At 70.3% G+C, this 20,345-nt stretch carries 22 protein-coding genes, 1 tRNA gene and 1 riboswitch; of the genes, 21 read left to right on the top strand and 2 right to left on the bottom strand.

The annotated features are described in order from the left end of the window. Position 1: 1 nt before the first annotated feature. A tRNA-Gly gene (locus RUH65_RS10900) sits at positions 2–75 on the bottom strand. A 185-nt stretch (positions 76–260) separates the two neighbouring features. On the opposite strand from RUH65_RS10900, the gene RUH65_RS10895 reads away from it, so the two are divergent. The 14 genes from RUH65_RS10895 (at position 261) to RUH65_RS10830 (ending at position 13,117) form a co-directional block, all read left to right on the top strand. Continuing rightward, positions 261–1,163, top strand: a complete 903-nt coding sequence (locus RUH65_RS10895) for a cytochrome (RefSeq protein WP_313817434.1) — start codon at positions 261–263, stop codon at positions 1,161–1,163. Positions 1,164–1,168: 5 nt separating this feature from the next. Beyond that, positions 1,169–1,726 (top strand): peptide deformylase, encoded by a 558-nt coding sequence (def, locus tag RUH65_RS10890; protein ID WP_313817433.1) that lies wholly within the window; start codon positions 1,169–1,171, stop codon positions 1,724–1,726. Positions 1,727–1,752: 26 nt separating this feature from the next. Next, positions 1,753–2,784, top strand: a complete 1,032-nt coding sequence (locus tag RUH65_RS10885) for a methionyl-tRNA formyltransferase (RefSeq protein ID WP_313817432.1) — start codon at positions 1,753–1,755, stop codon at positions 2,782–2,784. Next, complete coding sequence (locus tag RUH65_RS10880) at positions 2,781–4,427, top strand: transcription antitermination factor NusB (protein ID WP_313817431.1); 1,647 nt, start codon at positions 2,781–2,783, stop codon at positions 4,425–4,427. Before RUH65_RS10885 ends, RUH65_RS10880 begins: the two co-directional genes overlap by 4 nt. Positions 4,428–4,435: 8 nt before the next feature. After that, on the top strand, positions 4,436–5,113 hold the full coding sequence (rpe, locus tag RUH65_RS10875; RefSeq protein ID WP_313817436.1) for a ribulose-phosphate 3-epimerase: 678 nt from the start codon (positions 4,436–4,438) through the stop codon (positions 5,111–5,113). A gap of 36 nt (positions 5,114–5,149) precedes the next feature. Next, positions 5,150–5,294: riboswitch (FMN riboswitch) on the top strand. Between the two features lie 124 nt (positions 5,295–5,418). Continuing rightward, the gene (gene pnuC / locus RUH65_RS10870; RefSeq protein ID WP_313817430.1) at positions 5,419–6,126 is read left to right on the top strand and encodes a nicotinamide riboside transporter PnuC; all 708 of its coding nucleotides are present in this window, start codon (positions 5,419–5,421) and stop codon (positions 6,124–6,126) included. After that, positions 6,123–7,265, top strand: a complete 1,143-nt coding sequence (gene ribD, locus RUH65_RS10865; protein ID WP_313817429.1) for a bifunctional diaminohydroxyphosphoribosylaminopyrimidine deaminase/5-amino-6-(5-phosphoribosylamino)uracil reductase RibD — start codon at positions 6,123–6,125, stop codon at positions 7,263–7,265. Before pnuC ends, ribD begins: the two co-directional genes overlap by 4 nt. 55 nt (positions 7,266–7,320) lie before the next feature. Further along, positions 7,321–8,022 carry a riboflavin synthase gene (locus tag RUH65_RS10860; protein ID WP_313817428.1) on the top strand — a complete coding sequence of 234 codons (702 nt, stop codon included), beginning with the start codon at positions 7,321–7,323 and terminating at the stop codon, positions 8,020–8,022. Continuing rightward, positions 8,019–9,494, top strand: coding sequence for a 3,4-dihydroxy-2-butanone-4-phosphate synthase (ribB, locus tag RUH65_RS10855; protein ID WP_313817427.1), 1,476 nt, complete (start codon positions 8,019–8,021; stop codon positions 9,492–9,494). The genes RUH65_RS10860 and ribB overlap by 4 nt, the downstream gene beginning before the upstream one ends. Then, complete coding sequence (gene ribH, locus RUH65_RS10850) at positions 9,491–10,045, top strand: 6,7-dimethyl-8-ribityllumazine synthase (protein ID WP_313817426.1); 555 nt, start codon at positions 9,491–9,493, stop codon at positions 10,043–10,045. The genes ribB and ribH overlap by 4 nt, the downstream gene beginning before the upstream one ends. Before the next feature lie 70 nt (positions 10,046–10,115). Then, positions 10,116–10,379, top strand: a complete 264-nt coding sequence (locus tag RUH65_RS10845; protein WP_159550850.1) for a phosphoribosyl-ATP diphosphatase — start codon at positions 10,116–10,118, stop codon at positions 10,377–10,379. 71 nt (positions 10,380–10,450) lie between these two features. Beyond that, positions 10,451–11,302: an ATP phosphoribosyltransferase gene (gene hisG, locus RUH65_RS10840; RefSeq protein WP_313817424.1), complete on the top strand. Its 852-nt coding sequence runs from the start codon at positions 10,451–10,453 to the stop codon at positions 11,300–11,302. A gap of 122 nt (positions 11,303–11,424) precedes the next feature. After that, the gene (gene hisF, locus RUH65_RS10835) at positions 11,425–12,195 is read left to right on the top strand and encodes an imidazole glycerol phosphate synthase subunit HisF (protein ID WP_313817423.1); all 771 of its coding nucleotides are present in this window, start codon (positions 11,425–11,427) and stop codon (positions 12,193–12,195) included. 34 nt (positions 12,196–12,229) lie between these two features. Then, on the top strand, positions 12,230–13,117 hold the full coding sequence (locus RUH65_RS10830; RefSeq protein WP_313817422.1) for a GNAT family N-acetyltransferase: 888 nt from the start codon (positions 12,230–12,232) through the stop codon (positions 13,115–13,117). Positions 13,118–13,132: 15 nt separating this feature from the next. Here the strand turns inward: RUH65_RS10830 and RUH65_RS10825 are convergent, their stop codons facing one another. Further along, the gene (locus RUH65_RS10825; RefSeq protein ID WP_313817421.1) at positions 13,133–13,828 is read right to left on the bottom strand and encodes a TIGR03085 family metal-binding protein; all 696 of its coding nucleotides are present in this window, start codon (positions 13,826–13,828) and stop codon (positions 13,133–13,135) included. A gap of 39 nt (positions 13,829–13,867) precedes the next feature. Between RUH65_RS10825 and hisI the strand changes: the two genes are divergently transcribed. From hisI to trpA, 7 genes are all read left to right on the top strand, one after another. Then, complete coding sequence (hisI, locus tag RUH65_RS10820) at positions 13,868–14,302, top strand: phosphoribosyl-AMP cyclohydrolase (protein WP_313817420.1); 435 nt, start codon at positions 13,868–13,870, stop codon at positions 14,300–14,302. Continuing rightward, a complete protein-coding gene (locus RUH65_RS10815; RefSeq protein ID WP_313817419.1) occupies positions 14,295–15,947 on the top strand; it encodes a chorismate-binding protein in 1,653 nt (550 codons plus the stop codon). The genes hisI and RUH65_RS10815 overlap by 8 nt, the downstream gene beginning before the upstream one ends. Beyond that, positions 15,944–16,561 carry a Trp biosynthesis-associated membrane protein gene (locus RUH65_RS10810; protein WP_313817418.1) on the top strand — a complete coding sequence of 206 codons (618 nt, stop codon included), beginning with the start codon at positions 15,944–15,946 and terminating at the stop codon, positions 16,559–16,561. The genes RUH65_RS10815 and RUH65_RS10810 overlap by 4 nt, the downstream gene beginning before the upstream one ends. Before the next feature lie 142 nt (positions 16,562–16,703). Next, positions 16,704–16,976 carry an HGxxPAAW family protein gene (locus RUH65_RS10805; protein WP_313817417.1) on the top strand — a complete coding sequence of 91 codons (273 nt, stop codon included), beginning with the start codon at positions 16,704–16,706 and terminating at the stop codon, positions 16,974–16,976. After that, positions 16,976–17,797, top strand: coding sequence for an indole-3-glycerol phosphate synthase TrpC (gene trpC / locus RUH65_RS10800; RefSeq protein WP_313817416.1), 822 nt, complete (start codon positions 16,976–16,978; stop codon positions 17,795–17,797). The genes RUH65_RS10805 and trpC overlap by 1 nt, the downstream gene beginning before the upstream one ends. A 100-nt stretch (positions 17,798–17,897) precedes the next feature. Beyond that, positions 17,898–19,208, top strand: coding sequence for a tryptophan synthase subunit beta (gene trpB / locus RUH65_RS10795; RefSeq protein ID WP_313817415.1), 1,311 nt, complete (start codon positions 17,898–17,900; stop codon positions 19,206–19,208). Beyond that, on the top strand, positions 19,208–20,345 hold a 1,138-nt coding region (trpA, locus tag RUH65_RS10790; protein ID WP_396180053.1), incomplete at its 3' end, for a tryptophan synthase subunit alpha. The genes trpB and trpA, both read left to right, overlap by 1 nt.

The raw sequence follows: 20,345 nt of genomic DNA, 5'->3' as shown, positions 1-20,345 counted from the left end.
GAGCGGATGACGAGATTCGAACTCGCGACCTCCACCTTGGCAAGGTGGCGCTCTAGCCAACTGAGCTACATCCGCACAGAAAACTGGTGACCGGAAAAACCAGTCACCGTGATTTCCAACGAGAGATGACTCTAGTGCACGTCAGGTGGGAACGTCCAATCGGGGGCTGTTCCGGCGTGTTCCGGTCAGTTCACGTCAGTTTTAGCCTGTTCCCCCGGCCGGCCGCTAACGTGTCCGTCGCAGTGGGAGAATGGATCATCATGACCCAACCTCAACTCGCCCACCAGACCGAATACGGACGCATGTATGCGCGGAGTCTGTCCGGCGTGCCCGAGGTTCCGTCCATCACCACGGTGATCTCGCAGCAGAACACCGACCTCAGCGGCTGGGTCGGCCACATGGCGGCGACCGCCGTCATCGAGGACCCCCGGCTGTCCCAGGCGGTCGGCTCCAGGCCGCAACTGAAGACCGTGGCCAAGCAGGCCTCGAATGCGGCGGAGCGCTACCGGGACGAGGCGGCCGCCCGCGGGGACCGTGTCCACAACTACGCCGAGCAGGTCGGGCTTCACGCCCTCGGCCAGCCGCACCAGATGGCGCAGATGCGCGCGCTGCTCGCCGAGCACGGCGAAGGCGCTTACGCCGACCGGTTCGATGAATGGTGGGATCTCTACGACGTCCGGCCCCTCGCCACTGAGATCACCGTCTGGAACGCCACCGTCGGGTACGCCGGGACCCTGGACCTGGTCGCCTCCATCGGCGGCCGCACCTGCATCATCGACTACAAGACCAAGGGCACCACGCGGGACGGGCGCGTCAAACCCCTCGACGCGAAGGTCGTCATGCAGCTCGTGGCCGGACTGAAGGCGGAGGAGTCCCTCGTGGACCCCGTGGCTGGGACCTGGGAGCCGTGGAGGTACGGCGATGCGCCGCTGCTGCTGGGGGTGGCTGTCGGGCAGACCGAGGTCGTCGCGCACCAGGCCAACCCCCGGGTGCTGCCGGAGCACTGGCGCAAGTTCTGGTCGCTCCGCCAGGTCTGGGGTTACTCCCAGGCCGCGGACGGTGCCGGCCCGGCGCTGCGACCCATCGGCCCCCCGCCCGCCTCCACCGTGCCAGTAGCGACCGCGCCGGCAGCGGCCCCGGTGCGCGGGGCGCAGATACAGTAGTCGCCGTGACTGTCCTGCCCATCCGCACCGTTCCCGATCCCGTGCTGCGCACCCTCGCCGACCCCGTGCCGGTCGGCCGTCGAAACCTTCACCAACTGGTGCAGGACATGTTCGAGACCATGGACGACGTCGGCGGCGTGGGTCTCGCCGCCCCGCAGGTCGGTGTGGGGTTGAGGATCTTCACCTTCGATGTGGAGGGCCAGCGTGGACACGTGATCAACCCGGTTCTGGAGACCTCGGGTGAGAAGCTGACCGAGCCGGGGGAAGGCTGCCTGTCCGTGCCGGGACTGCGCTATCACCCCGAACGCTTCGCCGAGGCCGTCGTCACGGGCGTCGACCAGGATGGGAACCCGGTGACTTATCGCGGAGAGGGCCTGACCGCACGCTGCTTCCAGCACGAGGCGGACCACCTGGAGGGCGTGCTCTACATCGACCGGCTCACCGGGGAGGACCGCAGGGACTCCCGCCGCAAGCTCCGCGATCCCGGCTACGGCCGCATCACCGGCTCCACCCGGGCCGACCGCGCGGCCACGATCAGCTCCAGCTTCGGAGGCTCCCTGTGAACACCCCACCGACTACTGCACTGAGCGTGAACTCCCGCTACCGGATCCTGTTCGCCGGAACCCCGGACACCGCCGTCCCGTCACTGGACGCCCTGGTGGAGGCCGGCTTCACGATCGCCGCCGTCCTGACCCGGCCGGATGCGCCGGTGGGCCGCAAGCGCGTGCTGACCCCCTCGCCGGTGGCCGCCCGTGCCGCAGAGCTGGGCCTGCCGATCCTCCACGCCTCCCGCCTGACCGGCGACGCCGGACGGGAAACCCTCGACCGGATCGCCGCGCTGGACCTGGACGCGGCCGCCGTCGTGGCCTATGGCGCCCTCGTGCCCGCAGCCGGCCTGGAGATGCCGCGCCACGGCTGGGTGAACCTGCACTTCTCGTTGTTGCCCGCCTATCGGGGCGCCGCGCCGGTGCAGCACGCCGTGATCGACCAGGCGGCTCAGACCGGTGCGTGTGTCTTCCAGCTGGAGGAGGGGCTGGACACCGGGCCCGTGTACTCGCGCCTGGTGCGTGACCTACAGGCGGACGAGACGTCCGGCGCGGTGCTCGCCGACCTGGCCGTCTCGGGGGCGGACCTGCTCGCGAACACGATGGCCGCCATCCTGGCCGGCACTGCTTCGGCCGAATCGCAGAGCGGTGAGCCCAGCCTCGCGCCCAAGCTGGACCAGGCTGACGGGTTCGTGGACGCCGCACGGCCGGCGGCCGCCGTCGCCGCCCGGATCAACGGGACTACGCCGGAGCCCGGAGCATGGGCCCTGCTGGAGGTGGAATCGGAGGCTATGGATTCGGCGGCACCGCAGCGGATCAAGATCCTCGGGGCCGTTCCGGAGAAGCTTCCCGAAGGCTCTGATGACCTGCCCGTCGGTGGCCTCACCCCCGGACACCTGCACCGCGGCCGCAAGGCGGTGCACCTGCAATGCGCGGACGGGACGGTGCGGCTGGTCCGGGTCCAGCCCGCCGGCAAGAAACCGATGTCCGCGGCCGATTGGGCTCGGGGACTGCCGGAGGGCACCCGGTTTCAGACGGGATCCACGCCAGAGACAGCGACTGAAGGAACACGATGAGCGAGCAGGGCAAGAGCCGCCGGTCAGGGCAGCCAGGCAAATCAGGCCAGTCAAGCCGGCCGGAACGTCGCAACGAGCGCCGTGATGATCAGGGCCGTACCCGCAACCGCGGTACCTCCGGAGGACCCCGGCAGTACTCGGCCTCGGCTCCCTCGCAGCGTCGCCGGTCGGCGGACCCGTCCCGGCTGGCGGCCTTCGAGACGCTGACCGCGGTCAGCAGGGATGACGCCTACGCGAACCTCGTGCTGCCGGCGCGGATCGCCGCGCACCGGCTGGACAAGCGCGATGCCGGCTTCGCGACCGAGCTGACCTACGGTGCCCTGCGCGGACAGGGTTTCTACGACGCCGTGTTGGCCACCTGCGTGGACCGCCCCCTGGACCAGCTCGACCGGCCCGTCCTGGATGCCCTGCGGCTGGGCGCCCACCAGTTGCTTGGGATGCGGGTGCCGTCCCACGCGGCCCTGGACTCCACGGTGTCCCTGGTGCGCGACCAGATCGGTGCCGGCCCCTCCGGCCTGGTCAACGCCGTGCTCCGCAAAGTCACCGCCCGGGACCGCGAGGCGTGGTTGGACCGGCTGGCTCCCGTGGATGAGCAGACCGGTACCGCGGCGGATGCCGCCTTGGCCATCCGGCACTCCCACCCGCAGTGGATCATCCGCGCCCTGCGTCAGTCGCTGGCCAGCCACGGGCGCCCCGCCGAGGGGCGGACCGCTGAGCTGGAGGCACTGCTGGAGGCGGACAACGCCGCCCCGGTGGTCAACCTCGTGGCCCTGCCCGGAGTAGGGGACCTGCAGCCCGTACTCGAGGCCGGGGCGGAACCCGGGCCGTTGGCTCCGGGCTCAGCCCTCTACCGGGACGGCGACGCCGGCCGGTTGCCCGGGGTGAAGGAGGGCACCATCCGCGTGCAGGACGTGGGTTCTCAGCTCACGGCCCGTGCCCTGGCGGTGGTCCCCGTGGGCAGTACCGCGCCGGAACGCTGGCTCGACCTCTGTGCCGGCCCCGGCGGCAAGGCGGCCCTCCTGGCCGCGTTGGCCCGCGAACAGGGGGCGACCCTGTTGGCCAACGAGCCGGCTGAGCACCGGGCCCGGCTCGTGGAGAACGCGCTGGCCGCCGTGCCGGGCGGAGCGAACGCGGCGGATGCAGGCGAGACCTGGTCCATCCGCTGTGGGGACGGCCGGGACCTGGGAGCCGAGCAGCCCGAGGCCTTCGACCGGATCCTGGTCGATGCGCCGTGCACCGGGCTGGGAGCCCTGCGGCGCCGACCGGAGTCCCGGTGGCGACGTCAGCCCTCGGACCTGGGTCCACTGACCGAGCTGCAGCGCCAGTTGCTGGACTCAGCGGTGGAGGCCTTGAAGCCCGGTGGCGTCCTGGGGTATGTGACCTGTTCGCCCCATCCGGCCGAGACGGTGTTCCAGGTCCAGGATGTGCTCAAGCGCCATCCCGGACTGGAGCTGCTGGACACGACCGGCTACCTGACGGAGGTGGCGCCGGCTCTGACGGACGCTAGCAGTGCGCCGACTGCGCCGACTGCGCCCACTGCCGACTCCGGCACCAACGCCACCGGCAACACCAGCCAGCTCTGGCCCCACCTGCACGCCACCGATGCCATGTTCATGGCCCTGTTCCGGAAGGTGGCGTCGTGAGCCACCCCATGCCCCACCACGCGGTGCACTCCCGCGGCATCCACATCCACCCGTCCATCCTGTCGGCAGACTTCGCGCGTCTGGCCGAGGAACTCGCGCGGATCCGGAATGCCGACGCCGTGCACGTGGACGTCATGGACAACCATTTCGTGCCGAACCTGACGCTCGGGCTGCCCGTGGTCCAGGCCATCCGCCAGGCCACCGACCTGCCCCTGGACGTCCACCTGATGATCCAGGATGCCGACCGCTGGGCACCCAGCTACGCGGAGGCCGGTGCGGAGTCCGTGACGTTCCATGCGGAGGCGGCCGGGGCACCTATCCGGCTGGCCCGGGAACTGCGCTCCCATGGGGCCCAGGCGGGCATGGCGCTGAAGCCGGCGACCGCCGTCGAGCCCTATCTGGACATGCTCGAAGAGCTGGACCTGCTGTTGCTCATGACCGTGGAACCGGGTTTCGGCGGCCAGCCGTTCCTCGATGTGGTCCTCCCGAAGATCCGGCGCGCCCGAGAGGCCCTGGACGGCTCCGGTGTCCCGGTCGCCCTGCAGGTGGACGGCGGCGTCACCCGGGACACCATCATGCGCGCCGCCGAGGCCGGCGCGGACGTGTTCGTGGCGGGGTCGGCCGTCTATGGGGCCGAGGACCCCGAGGCCGCAATTGACGAATTGAGAAGTGCCCCGCTCCGCTGAGGGCGGACACCGGTGCCGTTGTGGCACAATCGTGTCAACGTGCTCCGGGGTCGGTGTAAATCCGAACCGGCGGTCAAAGTCCGCGACCCGCGCGTCGACCCACATCCGTGGCCATCGACCTGCGGTTGAACCGGTGGAATTCCGGTACCGACAGTTAAAGTCTGGATGGGAGAAGCACGTGCAGCACCGCCGTTCCGGTGGGTGTGGTTTCGCGGTAGCCGATGAGGGCTACCCGGGATCGCCCCGTGGGAGCGGCGAATCCGCAGCATGATCCCCCGGAGCCGCCGCGTTCCGAAGGAGGATTCATGGATTTCATGCGGTGGCTCGTCGAACTCTTCAATTGGTACATCCCGGTCGCCGGCGGCGGCCTGTTGATGCGGGAAGTGGTCGGCAACATCTTCGGTCTGGCCTCGGCTCTGGGCGGCATGCGCCGCAAGGTCTGGGCGTGGCCTCTGGGCATCATCGGCAACGTCATCCTGCTCACGGTGTTCCTGTCGAGTCTGTTCGGCGGGGCGGACACCGCGAATCTGCTGGGCCAGGCCGGCCGTCAGATCATGTTCATCACCGTCTCGGTCTACGGCTGGGTACAGTGGCGCCGGGCCAAGGCTGAACGCTCCGGGGATGACACGGCGATCGCCCCGCAGTGGGCCGGTCTCAAGGCCCGCATCGGGATCGTGGTGACCATGGTGATCGGCACCTTGGCCCTCACGCCGGTGTTCACCGCCCTGGGGTCCTACGAGCCGGTCTGGGCGGATGCGTGGACCTTCGTCGGATCGCTCATCGCCACGTACGGCATGGCCCGCGGCTGGGTCGAGTTCTGGCTGGTGTGGGTGGCGGTCGACGTCGTCGGGGTGCCGCTGCTCTTCAGCGCCGGCTACTACGCGAGTGCGTTCATGTACATGTTCTACGGGGCCTTCACCCTCGTCGGCTTCTTCGTCTGGGTCCGGGCCAAGGCGAATGAGAAGCCAGAGGTCGAGACGGTCATGCCGGACCCGACGGTGCGTGTCCCGTGACGGCCTCCGGCAGCATCATCACTGGCGGCCACATCGCCGGTCCCGAGGAGGCGTTGGCCCTGGCCGTGGCCCAGGCCATCCGGGGGGTCCGAGGGGCCAATCCGCTCGTGGGGGCGATCATCACCGCCAAGGACGGCAGGGTGCTCGCCTCCGGGTACCACCGGGGCCGGGGCACCGCCCATGCCGAGATCGACGCCCTGGCCGGATTCGACCGCTTCCTCGAGTCCACCCCGGCCCCGCGGATCGATCCGGCGGACACCACGCTCTGGGTCACCCTGGAGCCCTGCGACCACACCGGGACCACCGGCCCCTGCACCGAAGCCATCCTGGCCTCAGGGATCCGCAGGGTGCGGTACGCGGTGGCGGACCCCACCGGGCCCGACGGCGGCGGCGCAGCCCGGCTGCGCAGCGACGGCCTCGAGGTGGACCAGGTCGACGCGGAGCAGGTGCGCCGTGCCGGTGCCGGCGACCTCAATCGCCGCTGGATGCTGGCACGTGACCGCGGACGTCCCTTTGTCACGGCACATCTCGCCCAGTCTCTGGACGGCCGCGTGGCCGCCGCCGACGGCACCAGCCAGTGGATCACCGGAGCCGCATCCCGGTGGCATGCCCACCGGGTGCGCTCCCGGGTGGACGCGATCATCGTGGGGACCGGGACCGTGCTGGCGGACGATCCGCGGTTGACGGCCCGGGATGAGGACGGCCGAGACCTGCCCCTCCAGCCGGTCCCGGTGGTGCAGGGCCGCCGGGCCGTTCCCGCCGGGGCGGCCCTGAGGGGTGGCGCCGCCTGGCTCCACGTCGAGACCCATGACCCTCAGGCCGTCCTGGACCAGCTGACCGCTGGAGACCCCGCCGACGGAGTCACCCTGCCCAGATCGTGGCCCCACGGCGGCACCAGTCCGGGCCATGTCCTGATCGAGGGCGGGCCCACCGTGCTGTCGGCCTGGCTGGGGTCTGGCCTCGTCGATGAACTGTTCCTGTACCAGGCACCCCTGGTCCTCGGTTCCGGCCCGGCCGGACTCGACCTGCCCCAGCACACCACCCTGTTCCACGCCCTGCGCCTGGCGCTGGACCCCGCCGAGAACGGCGCCCTCAGCCGTCTCGGTGATGACGTCCTGCTCCACTATGCGGCCTCCTAGAGCCGCGAGCTGCACCGACCCCCTGACCCATCACGGACTTCCCGGAGGGAACCCCATGTTTACCGGAATCATCACCGAGCTCGGCTCCATCACCGGGCTCGAACACCACCCCGACCAGGACTCGGCGCGGCTCACCATCCACGCCCCGGCCTCGAGCGTCGGTCTTCCCCTGGGGGGATCCCTCGCCGTCAACGGCACCTGCCTCACCGCCACGGAGGTCTCCACCGGCTCGGTGGTCGTCGATGTCATCGGTGAGACGTTGCGCCGGACCGCCATCGGCGATCTGCAGGCGGGCGACCGGGTCAACCTCGAACGCTGCATGCCGGCAACGGGCCGCTTCGACGGCCATATCGTCCAGGGCCACGTCGACGGCACCGGGACCATCGCCAAGATCGAGGTCCACGGCTCATGGCGCCAGGTCCGCATTGCCCTGCCCGCCGGACTGGGCCGCTATGTCGCCGAGAAGGGCTCCATCGCCGTTGACGGCGTCTCCCTGACTGTCACGGCCGTCAATGACGTGACCCGGCCTCCCCAGTCGGCAACGCCGGCCGGAACGCCGACCGGGGCGCTGACCGGCGCTGCAAGCGACTGGTTCGAGATCGGCCTCATCCCCGCCACGCTGGCCGAGACCACCCTCGGCACCCGCAGCCTGGGGGACCGGGTCAACCTGGAGGTCGATGTCGTGGCCAAGTACGCCGCCCGGCTGACGGACCATGACCGCGCCAGTGCCACCCCGGCGCAGGAGGTGACGAGATGAGGCCCCAGGCACAGGCCAACCAGGCGCAGGCAAACCAGGCGCAGGCAAACCAGGCACAGCCGATCCGCCTGGACCCGATCGAGGCGGCGATCACGGCCATCGCGACCGGCCGGGCCGTCGTCGTGGTGGATGACGCAGACCGCGAGAATGAGGGCGACATCGTCTTCGCCGCGGACGCCGCCACCCCGGAGATCGTGGCCCTGACCGTGCGCTACACCTCGGGGGTGCTGTGCGCGCCGATGCCGGCCGATGTCGCCGAACGCCTGGACCTGCCGCCCATGACCGCTCGCAATGAGGACCCCAAGGGCACCGCGTACACCGTGTCCTGTGATGCGATCGCCGGCACCACCACGGGCATCTCCGCCGCAGACCGCGCGACCACGCTCAAGGTGCTGGCCGACCCGTCGGCCAGCGCCGACCTGGTCAGCCGACCCGGGCATGTCTTCCCGCTGGTGGCGGCGTCCGGTGGCGTCGCCGAGCGGCGCGGGCACACCGAGGCAGCAGTGGAACTGAGCCGGCTCGCGGGACGGGCCCCGGTGGGGGCCATCGCCGAACTCGTCAACGACGACGGCTCCATGATGCGCCTGCCCGCCCTGCGCCGCTTCGCCGATCGGCACCGGTTGCCGCTGGTCTCGATCGAGGACCTCGTCGCGTATCTGGCCGCCGACGGGGACGAACACCGTGGAGGGCAGAGTGCCCGGCACGGCGGCGGATTCACGTACGGGTCCAGCCCGCAGGACGATCGTGAGTCAGTGGACGAGCCCGACACCAGCATGCCGACGGTGAATCTGCCCACCCGCTACGGCACGTTCCAGGTGTCGGTCCACCCCGACCAGGAGACCGGTGCTGAGCATGTAGTGCTCCAGGCGCCGGGTGCCGGCACCCCCGGGCCGGGCGGCGGGAGTCCTCTCGTCCGGTTGCATTCCGAGTGCCTGACCGGGGACGTCTTCGGATCGGAACGCTGCGACTGCGGCGCCCAGCTCGACCATGCCCTGCAGCAGGCGATGGCCGAGGGTGGAACCGTGATCTACCTCCGGGGCCATGAAGGGCGGGGTATCGGTCTGGCCAACAAGATCCTGGCCTACGCACTGCAGGACTCCGGACTCGACACCGTCGCCGCGAACGAGCATCTCGGCCTGCCTGCCGACGCCCGCAGCTACCGGTCCGCCGCCGCGATCCTGCGCCGGCTCGGACTGGACCGCATCCGGCTGGTGACCAACAACCCGGACAAGTCGCAGCAACTGGAACAGGAGGGGATCGAGGTGGCGGAGATCGTCCCCAGCCCCGCGCCCGTCACCGAGCACAATCGCGGCTACCTGACCACCAAGCGGGACCGCATGGCGCATCGGCTCTCCGGCGACCTCGTGCCGCAGCAGGCGAGTACCAGGCCCGGGGCGCCGGCCCCATCACCCTCAACCACAGCACCCTCAAACACACCACCCGCAACCACACCCACAGGAGGCACAGCATGAGCGGTCACGGAGCACCCCAGGGGCTGAACGCAACACTCGGCGAGAAACTCGCCGCCCCTCTCCCTGCGGCGGCTGGCGCCACGGACGCGAAGGGCCCCCTGCGCGTCGCCGTGGTGGCGGCCCAGTGGCATGAACAGGTCATGGAAGGACTGCTGGCCGGCGCCCGTCGAGCGGCCGCCGACGTGGTGGCGGCAGCCGGTGGAGCGGCCGGGGCAACAGCGCGGCCGGGGATCGAGGTCGTGGAGTTCCGCGTCCCGGGGACCTTCGAACTGCCCGTGGCGGCGGCCCGGCTGACCCCCCGTTTCGATGCGGTCGTGGCCCTCGGCGTCGTGATCCGGGGCGGAACCCCGCACTTCGACTACGTCTGCTCCGGGGCGACGCAGGGCCTGGTGGACGTGTCCGTGCGGACCGGGACGCCCATCGGCTTCGGGGTGCTGACCTGTGACACCGAGGTGCAGGCCCTGGACCGGGCAGGGCTCGAGGGATCCCGTGAGGACAAGGGATATGAGGCGTTCCAGGCGGCCGTCCTGACGGAACTGGCGCTGCGCTGAGCGGTGGTCGCCGCGTCACATTGGACTGCCACGGTCAGAGGCACTGCCCGGCGGTGGCTACGCTGGGAGGGTGAAAACCTTCGATGAACTCTTTGCCGAGCTGAGCCGGAAGGCCGAGACCCGGCCTGAAGGGTCCGGGACCGTTGCCGAACTCGACTCCGGAGTCCATGGGATCGGCAAGAAGGTCGTGGAGGAGGCCGCCGAGGTGTGGATGGCCGCCGAATACGAGTCGAAGGACGAGGCGGCCGAGGAGATCTCCCAGCTGCTCTACCACCTGCAGGTCATGATGATCGCCAAGGGCCTGACCCTTGAGGACGTCTACCGCCACCTCTGAGGAGTCCCGGCCGCGCGCCGACCACCTCACCATCCGCCGCACCACCCACCACACCAGGAGAACCAGCACCCATGCTGCGCATCGCCGTTCCCAACAAGGGCGCCCTGTCCGAGGCCGCCCGAGACATGCTCCGGGAAGCCGGATACCTCCAGCGGAGGGACACCAAGGAACTGGTCATGATGGACCCGGAGAACCAGGTGGAGTTCTTCTACCTGCGACCTCGTGACATCGCGGTCTACGTGGGGCAGGGCACCCTGGACATCGGCCTGACCGGGCGGGACCTCTTCCAGGATGCCCAGGTTGGCGGGTCCGCGGAGGAGATCATGGCCCTGGGCTTCGGCAAGTCGACCTTCCGCTTCGCCGCCCCGATCGGCCGGTTCTCCTCGCAGGCCGACCTGGCAGGCAAGCGCATCGCCACCAGCTATGACGGGCTGCTCGAGGACTATCTCGCCACCCAGTCCGTGACGCCGGAGATGATCGTGCACCTCGACGGGGCCGTGGAGTCCTCGGTCAACCTGGGCGTCGCGGACGCCATCGCGGACGTGGTGGAGACCGGCAGCACGCTCAAGGCCGCCGGCATGGAGACCTTCGGGGAACCGATCATGCAGTCCGAGGCCATCATCATCGGTCAGACCGGGCATCGCCCCGAAGGCCTCGACGTCCTGCTGCGGCGCCTGCAAGGTGTTCTGGTGGCCCGCCGCTACGTCATGATCGACTACGACGTGAGCCGCGCGAACCTGGACCGGGCCTCCGCCGTGACCCCCGGCCTGGAATCGCCGACCATCTCCCCGTTGCAGGACGAGAATTGGGTCGCGGTCCGCTCCATGGTCAAGAAGGGGGACACCAACAAGGTGATGGATGAACTCTATGACCTCGGCGCCCGCGCCATCCTGGTCTCCGCCATTCACGCCATCCGTATCTGAACCCTGATCTCACCTGCCCGGATTTGCTCGGCTCGCACCTGGACTTTCCGTTCCGGGCTGATCCCAGCTGACGCAGCACCGATCGATCCGGAACCGATCCCGAACCAACCGAGGAAGTGCCCATGCCCGTAGCCGTACGCGTGATCCCCTGCCTGGACGTCGATGCCGGCCGGGTCGTCAAGGGTGTCAACTTCGCGGCCCTCCGGGACGCCGGCGATCCGGTCGAACTGGCCCGCCGCTACAACGAGGCGGGTGCCGACGAGCTGACCTTCCTGGATGTCACCGCCTCCACCGCCGACCGGGCGACGACCTACGAGGTGGTCTCCCAGACCGCCGAGGAGGTCTTCATCCCGCTGACCGTCGGAGGTGGCGTGCGCACCGTGGACGACGTGGGCCGGCTGCTGAGATCAGGTGCGGACAAGGCGTCGATCAACACCGCTGCCGTGGCCCGGCCGGAGGTCATCAACGAGATCACCCAGCGCTTCGGGTCCCAGGTCCTCACCCTGTCCCTCGATGCTCGCCGCACGGACGACCCGGCGGTGGGCTCCGGCTACGAGGTCACCACCCACGGCGGACGCCAGGGTACCGGGATCGATGCCGTCGACTGGTGCCGGGAGGCCTCCGAACGCGGCGTGGGGGAGATCCTGCTGAACTCCATCGACGCCGACGGCACCAAGGAGGGCTTCGACCTGGACATGATCCGGGCCGTCCGCGCCGTCACCACCGTGCCACTCATCGCTTCCGGGGGCGCCGGCGCACCGGAGCACTTCCCGCCGGCCATCGAAGCCGGGGCAGACGCCGTGCTGGCTGCCTCGATCTTCCACTTCGGACCCGTGGACATGATCTCCCGGGTCAAGGCCGCCATCAGGGAGGCCGGCTATCCCGTCCGCTAATGCCCCCGTACCCTCCCCGGTCGAGCTGCAGCGCTTGACGCTCCTGGGCTGGCCGGCCATCGAGTCCCAGGAGGTCGACGGCTGGTCCGTGCGCTTCTCGTCCGGCATCACCCGGCGCGCCAATTCCGTCGTGTCCGCCACGATGCCGGCGTCCATGGCGCAGATCGAGACCGCCGTGGACGAGGTCGAGCGGCGAAGCGCGGAGCGCTGGCTGGCTCCGACCTTCCAGCAGTGGCTGCCGGCGTCGGGATCCTGGCTGGAGGGCTATGCGGAGAAACCTGGGGCGAGGTCTTCAGAGAGGTCGTCAGAAGGGCCCTCAGCGGGCGACACCGCCGCGGCACCCCACGTGGCGTCCGAAGCGTTCTTCGAGGGGCAGCAGCGCCTGGGCGGCCTGTTGGAACGCCGCGGTTACGAGGCTGTCGCCCCGACTGACGTGCTGTGGATGGACCGGGAGGGGCTCCCGGAGCACGCCGAGTGGGACCGGCGCATCCTCGTCAACGAGACCCTGAGCGACGAGTGGCTGGACGCCTATGTGGGCCGGGATGCGGTCGGCGGACCGTCCGGGGACGACTCCGCCAGCCGGATGGTCCACCGCCGTCTGCTCGGGGGCGGCCGCAGCCGGTTCTACAGCTACCTGGACGAGGACGGGATTATCGCCGGTGGGGCGAAGGTCTCCTTGGTGACGCCGGAGGGCTCCGCGACCACGTACGCGGGAATCTACGCGCTGTGGGTCCGCGAGGACCGGCGCGGGCGCGGACTCTCGGCCCTCCTGCTGGACGCCATCTTCAACCACCTCGTCCGCCTGGACGTCTCCGGGTGCTGGCTGCAGGTCGAGGAGCGGTCCACGCGGGCGCGAGCCGTCTACCAGGCGGCCGGCTTCTCAACGGTGGCACGGTACCGGTACCTCACCCGCGCCCACTGACGCGGTCCATACACCTCAGTCCAGCAGCACCAGGGCATGGTCACGGCGGCCGAACGCATGCATCACGAGTTCCCCGGCCGGGCCGGAGACGGTCCGGGTCTCCTCATCCTTGCCGGTGGGGCGCGCGACCACGCGTTGGCCCGTACTGCGGGCCAGGACGACCCCGGTCGACTCGGAGCGGTACATCATCCGGGCGCGGCGGCCGAACTCGCTGAACAGGGCATTGGCGTAGTCGTCGGCGAGGTGGCGCGGTGCCCAGCGGTCCTGGGCGCGCCGGACATCCTCGGTGTGGACGAAGAACTCGAGCAGGTTCGTGGCCTGGGCGGCACGCCGGGCTGCCGTGGACGCCTGAATGGTCTGGGCGAGTCTCGAGGCCCGCCCGTTCTGGCGCAGCCGCGCCGGCGGCTGCGGCCCGGAGGCCACCCGGTCCACCAACTGCTGGTAGGCGTGCGGCGAGGACGAGGCGGCGCCGAGTTCCATGGTCTTCCGCTCCAGGGTGCGGGCCAGGGGACGGAGTACCAGGCCGGCCACGAGCGGTGAACTCTCCCGCAACACGATATGGGCTGCGAGATGCTCCGTCTGCCAGCCCTCGCACAGGGTCGGCCGGCCGGGGCCGGCTGACAGCAACGACTCGACGAGTGCATCCCGCGAGGCCGCGGTGAAGTCGCGTCCAGGTGTCTGGCCGGTGGTCCGGTCGGCGTGGTTCCCCATAACAGGGACAACGCTACACGGAGCCTAGACTGGATCACCATGGACAACACCGCCTCCGCCGATGTGGCACTCGACCCGGCGATCGCACAGCGGCTCAAGAAGACGCCTGACGGCCTCGTCGCCGCCATTGCCCAGCAGCATGACACCGGTGAGGTGCTGATGCTGGGCTGGATGGACGAGGAGGCCCTGCGGCGCACCCTGACCTCCGGCCGGGCCACCTACTACTCACGCTCCCGGCGTGAGTATTGGCGCAAGGGGGACACCTCCGGCCATCTGCAGGAAGTCCGGTCCGTGGCCCTGGACTGCGACGGCGACGCGCTGCTCGTACAGGTGGACCAGACCGGCGCCGCCTGCCACACCGGCACCCGAACGTGTTTCGACGGGCGTCAACTGCCGCTCTCCGGTCCTGACCGGCCTAAACGTGCCGACGAGTCCGCGACACCCACAGCGAAGGAGACCACCACGGATGCGTGAACTCGGCACCATCACTCCCTCCGCGGAGGACTTCGAGAACCTCGCCGGACAGCACCGGGTCATCCCGGTCACCCTGACGGTGCTGGCGGACGGCCTGACTCCGGTCGGCATCTACCGCCGGCTGGCCGCGGACGAGCCCGGCACGTTCCTGATGGAGTCGGCGGCCCAGGGCGGCGTCTGGTCCCGCTATTCCTTCATCGGGGCGGGCAGTGCGGCAACGCTGACCACGCGGCGAGAGGGTGAGGGAGAAGACGAGGACGCGGTGGCCCACTGGCTGGGGGAGCCCCCGGCGGGGTTGCCCACCGAGGGCGATCCGGTCGAGGTGCTCCGGGCGACCCTGGACCTGTTGTCCACCGACGTGCGCGATGGGCTGGGCAAGGACCTGCCCAACCTGGTGTCGGGTATGGCCGGTTTCCTCGGCTGGCCCACGGTGCGCCGCTGGGAGCAGCTGCCGAGCCCGCCGCCCGATGACCTCGGGTTGCCGGAAATGGCCATGAACCTCATCACGGACCTCGCCGTGCATGACACCGTGGACGGCACTGTCACCCTCGTGGCCAACGCCATCAACCACAACGGCCTGTCCTCGGGCGCCCCGGAGGCGTGGGCGGACGCCGTGGACCGACTGCGTAAGATGTCGGCCCGGCTCACCGGCCCTGCCCTGCCCGCCGCCCCGACCTCAGCTGGGGACGCGCCGGCAGAGGGTGTTCCGGGCAGCGGTGACCCGGTGTCCGTCGCCCCGCGGGACTGGCTGGACCTTGATGTCTCGGCTCATGTCCACGACTCGTGGACGCACGAGGGCTTCCTGGACGCCGTGGCCCGGGCCCAGCAGGCCATCGTGGACGGTGAGGTCTTCCAGATCGTCGTCTCGCGCCGCTTCTCCGCTGAGACCACGGCCAGCGGCCTGGACATCTACCGCGTCCTGCGTGCCATGAACCCCAGCCCGTACATGTACCTGTTCACCTTCGAGAGGCCCGGGCCCGACGGCGGCCGGTACCAGATCGTCGGCTCCTCGCCGGAGGCGCTGGTCACCGTCAACGACGGTTCGGTGATCACCCACCCCATCGCCGGATCACAGCCCCGCGGAGCCACGGTGGAGGACGACCACCTGCGCGAGAAGCTGCTGGTCAACGATCAGAAGGAACGGGCGGAGCATCTGATGCTCGTGGACCTCTCCCGGAACGACCTCTCCAAGGTCTGCGTACCGGGCAGCGTGTCCGTCACCCAGTTCATGGAGGTGGAGCGGTTCAGCCACATCATGCACCTGGTCTCCCACGTGGAGGGCCGGCTGGAGCCGGGGCAGAAGGCCCTGGACGTCCTGGCCGCCGCCTTTCCCGCCGGCACCCTGTCCGGGGCGCCGAAGCCACGGGCCCTGCAGCTGCTGGATGAGTGGGAGCCCCAGGAGCGAGGCCCCTATGGCGGTGTGGTCGGCTACTTCGACCTGGCCGGCAACATGGACATGGCCATCAACATCCGGTCCGCGACCCTCGTGGACGGGACCGCCTATGTGCAGGCCGGAGCCGGGATCGTGGCCGATTCCGACCCGGAGACGGAGGCCGCCGAGACGGTGACCAAGTCGAGTGCCCCGATGCGGGCCGTCCTCGCGGCGGGCCTGCTGACCACGCTGGACCCGGAGGTGACGCCATGATGCTGAAGAGGCGCACCGCGGTCCTATGGGCCATCGCCGCCGGGGCCATCATCCTCGGCACCGGGGCCCAGACCTGGATCGAGTCCACCCAGATCTCCGGGCTGCCGGGTGACTCGGTGACGACCACCGGGAACCAGGCGGCCGCCGTCGTGCCCGCCATGGCCCTTGTCGGAATGGCCGCCGGCATCGCGTTGTCCATGGCCCGCCGGATCGGCCGTTGGATCACGGCAGTGCTCCTGCTCCTCGCGGGCGCGGCAACCGCCTGGTCCTCCCTCCAGGCGGCCCTCGACCCGGCTGCTGCAGCCCACACCCAGGTCTCCGAGGCCAGCGGCACCACCGCCGACGCCGGGTCCTATGCCGTCACCGTGTGGCCGTGGCTGACCCTCGTCGGCGGCATCCTGCTGTTCCTCTGCGGTCTCGCGGTGCTCCTCTTCGGCCGACGGTGGACCACCAGCCGCCGCTACGAGGCCGCCCCGGCCGCCGGAACAGCCACCGGAACAGCCACCGGAGCGACCGGCACCGCGTCCACCGCGGAGTCCGCGCCGGTGGACGGGGAGGACCTCGACGAGATCGACGCGTGGGACGAGCTCAGCCGCGGCCAGGACCCCACCTGATCGAGACGGGGGAGATCTGCGGGTCCGGCCCCGACTTCCGTGGCAGAATGAAGCACAGACCTGATCAGCTGCCGCACGCCTGGAGCGCGGGCAGTGCTGGCCTGTAGACACCTGGATACACCTGGAACGAAAGGGACGGTCCATGACCACCTCGCACCGCACCACTGACGACGACCTCGTCCTGAACGACCCGACCCACGCCGAGCCCCTCGGCCACGGCAACTCGCCGGCCGCGTGGACGCTGGTGCTGCTGATCCTCGCCGGGTCCCTGGTCGCCGGAGTCGGCATGCTGGCCGACCTGTTCGTCCTGGTCATCGCCGGTGCCGTCCTCGTCGTGGCCGGAGTCGTCGCCGGGTTCATCATGGGCAAGGCCGGCCTGGGCACCAAGGGTCACGCCGAGCCCGCACGGCACTGATGGCCACCGTTCTCGACGAGATCATCGCCGGGGTCCGCGCCGACCTCGCCGAACGCCGCCGCGCGGTGTCCCTGGATGCCATCCGGTCCCTGGCGGCCGAGGCCACGGACCGAACTCCGGCGCGGGACGCCTACGCCGCCCTCGGCGGGGGACGGACGGACCCGCAGGGCATCCGCATCCTCTCCGAGGTCAAACGGTCCAGCCCGTCCAAGGGGGCTCTGGCGGACATCGCCTCCCCGGCGGACCTGGCCCGGCGCTACGAGGCCGGTGGGGCCGCGGCCATCTCCGTGTTGACGGAGCAGCACCGCTTCGGGGGCTCACTCGCCGACCTGGACGCCGTCCGGGCGGCCGTGGACATCCCGGTGCTGCGCAAGGACTTCACCGTGGACGAATACATGATCCACGAGGCCCGCGCCCACGGGGCGGACCTGGTCCTGCTCATCGTGGCCGCCCTGGACGACTCCCAACTGGCGGAGTATCTCGCCCTCACCCACGAACTCGGGATGAATGCCCTGGTCGAGGCCCACACGGTCGAGGAGATCGAGCGTGCCGTGGCCGTGGGCGCCACGATCGTCGGGGTCAACGTCCGCAACCTCAAGACGCTGGACGTGGACCCGCGGAACTACGCCACCCTGGCCCCGCACCTGCCTGAGGATGTGGTGCGGATCGCCGAATCCGGTGTCCAGGGGCCGGAGCAGGTGGCCGACTACGCCCGTGATGGCGCCGACGCCGTCCTGGTCGGAGAGGCCCTCGTGAGGCACGGGGACCCGACGCAGGCCATCCGCGACTTCCGTGCGGCCTCGCTGCCCGTGCGCGGCTGATCCGGTCCCGGCCCGGTGGCGCACGCCAGCGCTAGTCTCCTGAAGGCCCCTGACGTATCCCGAATCTCCTGAAGTCCCCGAACACAGACTGGAACGTACGATGATTGAGCACACCGGGAGCTACCAGCACCAGCCGGGGCCGTACTTCGGCCCCTACGGCGGGCGCTGGATGCCTGAATCCCTGATCGCCGCACTCGAGGAAGTGGATCGGACCTTCACCGAGGCCCGGAACGATCCGGAGTTCACGGCTGAACTGCAGGACCTGTTCACGAACTACGTGAACCGGCCCTCCCTGCTGACGGAGGTGCCGCGCTTCGCCCAGGACTCCCCGGGCGTCCGGATCTTCCTCAAGCGGGAGGACCTCAACCACACCGGGTCCCACAAGATCAACAACGTGATCGGGCAGGCTCTGCTGGCCCGTCGGATGGGCAAGACCCGCCTCATCGCGGAGACCGGCGCCGGTCAGCACGGGGTGGCCACCGCCACGGCCGCGGCCCTGTTCGGCCTGGAATGCACCGTCTACATGGGCGAGGTGGACACCCAGCGCCAGGCACTCAACGTCGCCCGTATGGAGATGCTCGGTGCCACCGTGGTCCCCGTGACCACCGGCGCCCGCACGCTCAAGGACGCCATCAACGAGGCCCTGCGCGACTGGGTCGCCTCCGTGGACACCACCCATTACCTGCTGGGCACCGTCACCGGCCCGGCCCCGTTCCCGGCCATGGTCCGCTACTTCCACTCGGTCATCGGCGACGAGGCCCGCGAGCAGATCCTCGCGCAGGCCGGCCGGCTGCCGGACGCCGTCTGCGCCTGCGTCGGCGGCGGCTCGAACGCCATGGGCATCTTCCACGCCTTCCTGGACGACTCGGGTGTGGAGCTCTACGGCCTGGAGGCCGGCGGCAAGGGGATCAGCACGGGCGAGCACGCCGCGTCGATCAATCTCGGCCGCACCGGTGTGCTCCACGGAGCCCGGACCTACCTGATGCAGGATGAGGACGGCCAGACCATCGATTCCCACTCGATCTCGGCCGGCCTCGACTACCCGGCCGTCGGCCCCGAGCATGCCTGGCTCAATGACACTGGGCGGGCCACCTACGAGCCGGTGGACGACGCCGAGTGCATGGACGCCTTCCAGCGGCTGTGCCGCACCGAGGGCATCGTGCCGGCCATCGAGTCCGCCCACGCCCTGGCCGGTGCCCTGCGCCTGGCGCGGCGCTGGGCGGACGAGGGCGTCGTCAGTGCCGACACCGCGTCCGGTGAGGAGAAGATCATCGTCATCAGCCTCTCCGGACGTGGTGACAAGGACGTGGCCACGGCGGCGAAGTACTTCGGCATGCTGCCGGATGCCGCCACCCCCGAGGGCGGCGACGCGGAAGCCGTGGCCGCACGCCCCGAAGGAGCGCAGAACTGATGACCGAGCAGCACGCTGAACAGCAGATCCGATCGCTGACCACCGAGAGCATCGAGGCCGCGCGCGACGCCGGCCGCACCGCCTTCATCGGCTACCTCCCGGCCGGCTTCCCGACCGTCGAGGACTCGATCGAGGCCGCTGTCGCCTTGGGCAACCATGGTGCCGACGTCATCGAGATCGGCATCCCCTACTCGGATCCGGTGATGGACGGACCGGTCATCCAGGCCGCCACGAGCAAAGTGCTGTCCGATGGCTTCCGGATCGACGCGGTCTTCGACATCATCCGCGCCGTCACGCAGCGGACGGACGCCGCGGTGGTGGTCATGACCTACTGGAACATCGTGGACCGGATGGGCGTGGAGACCTTTGCCCGTCGGCTGGCAGAGGCCGGGGGAGCGGGCATCGTGACCCCGGACCTGGTGCCGGAGGAGGCGGACGCCTGGTTCGAGGCCTCCGACCGCTACGGACTGGACCGGATCTTCCTGACCGCGCCGAGTTCCACGGACGAGCGCGTGAAGCTGATCACCGAGTGCTCGCGGGGCTTCGTCTACGCCGTCTCGGTCATGGGCGTCACCGGAGCCCGGTCCGAGGTCTCCACGGCCGCCGAGAACGTCGTCGCCCGGGCGCACGCCGCCGGGGCTCCCCGGGTCGCGGTCGGCCTGGGCATCTCGAAGCCCGAGCACATCCGTGAGATCGGCGCGTATGCCGATGGTGCGATCGTGGGCACCGCCCTGGTGGCGGCCCTGCGGGACGGCGGCCCGGCCGCCGTCGGGGCCCTGGCGGCCGAGCTGGCCGCGTACCACCGGCTGTGGCCCGGGGTGCAGATCTCGCTGCGTGAGGCGACGACGCCGGAGCTGCTCGCGGGGCTGCGGGCCGGTGAGCTGGATCTCGCCTATCTCGCGCCGGACGCCGCCGAACTCCCCGACGGCATCGCCGGGTTCGCGACCTGGCACGAGGACCTGGTGCTGATCACCGCGCCGGGCCACCGGCTGGCGACCGCCGGGCGCACCCGCGTCTCGATCAGGTCCTTGATGGTCGCGACCGTGTCGGCGTCTTCCGGCGCGAAGAACTCGTCGTCGTCCGACCCGGCAGCCGTCTCGCCCTCGTTGAGCAGCGGCGCGCCGGACATGAAGTGTT

It is taken from the genome of Citricoccus sp. (assembly GCF_032154715.1).
Taxonomy (GTDB): Bacteria; Actinomycetota; Actinomycetes; order Actinomycetales; family Micrococcaceae; genus Citricoccus.
This window is presented reverse-complemented; position numbering and strand designations above follow the sequence as displayed.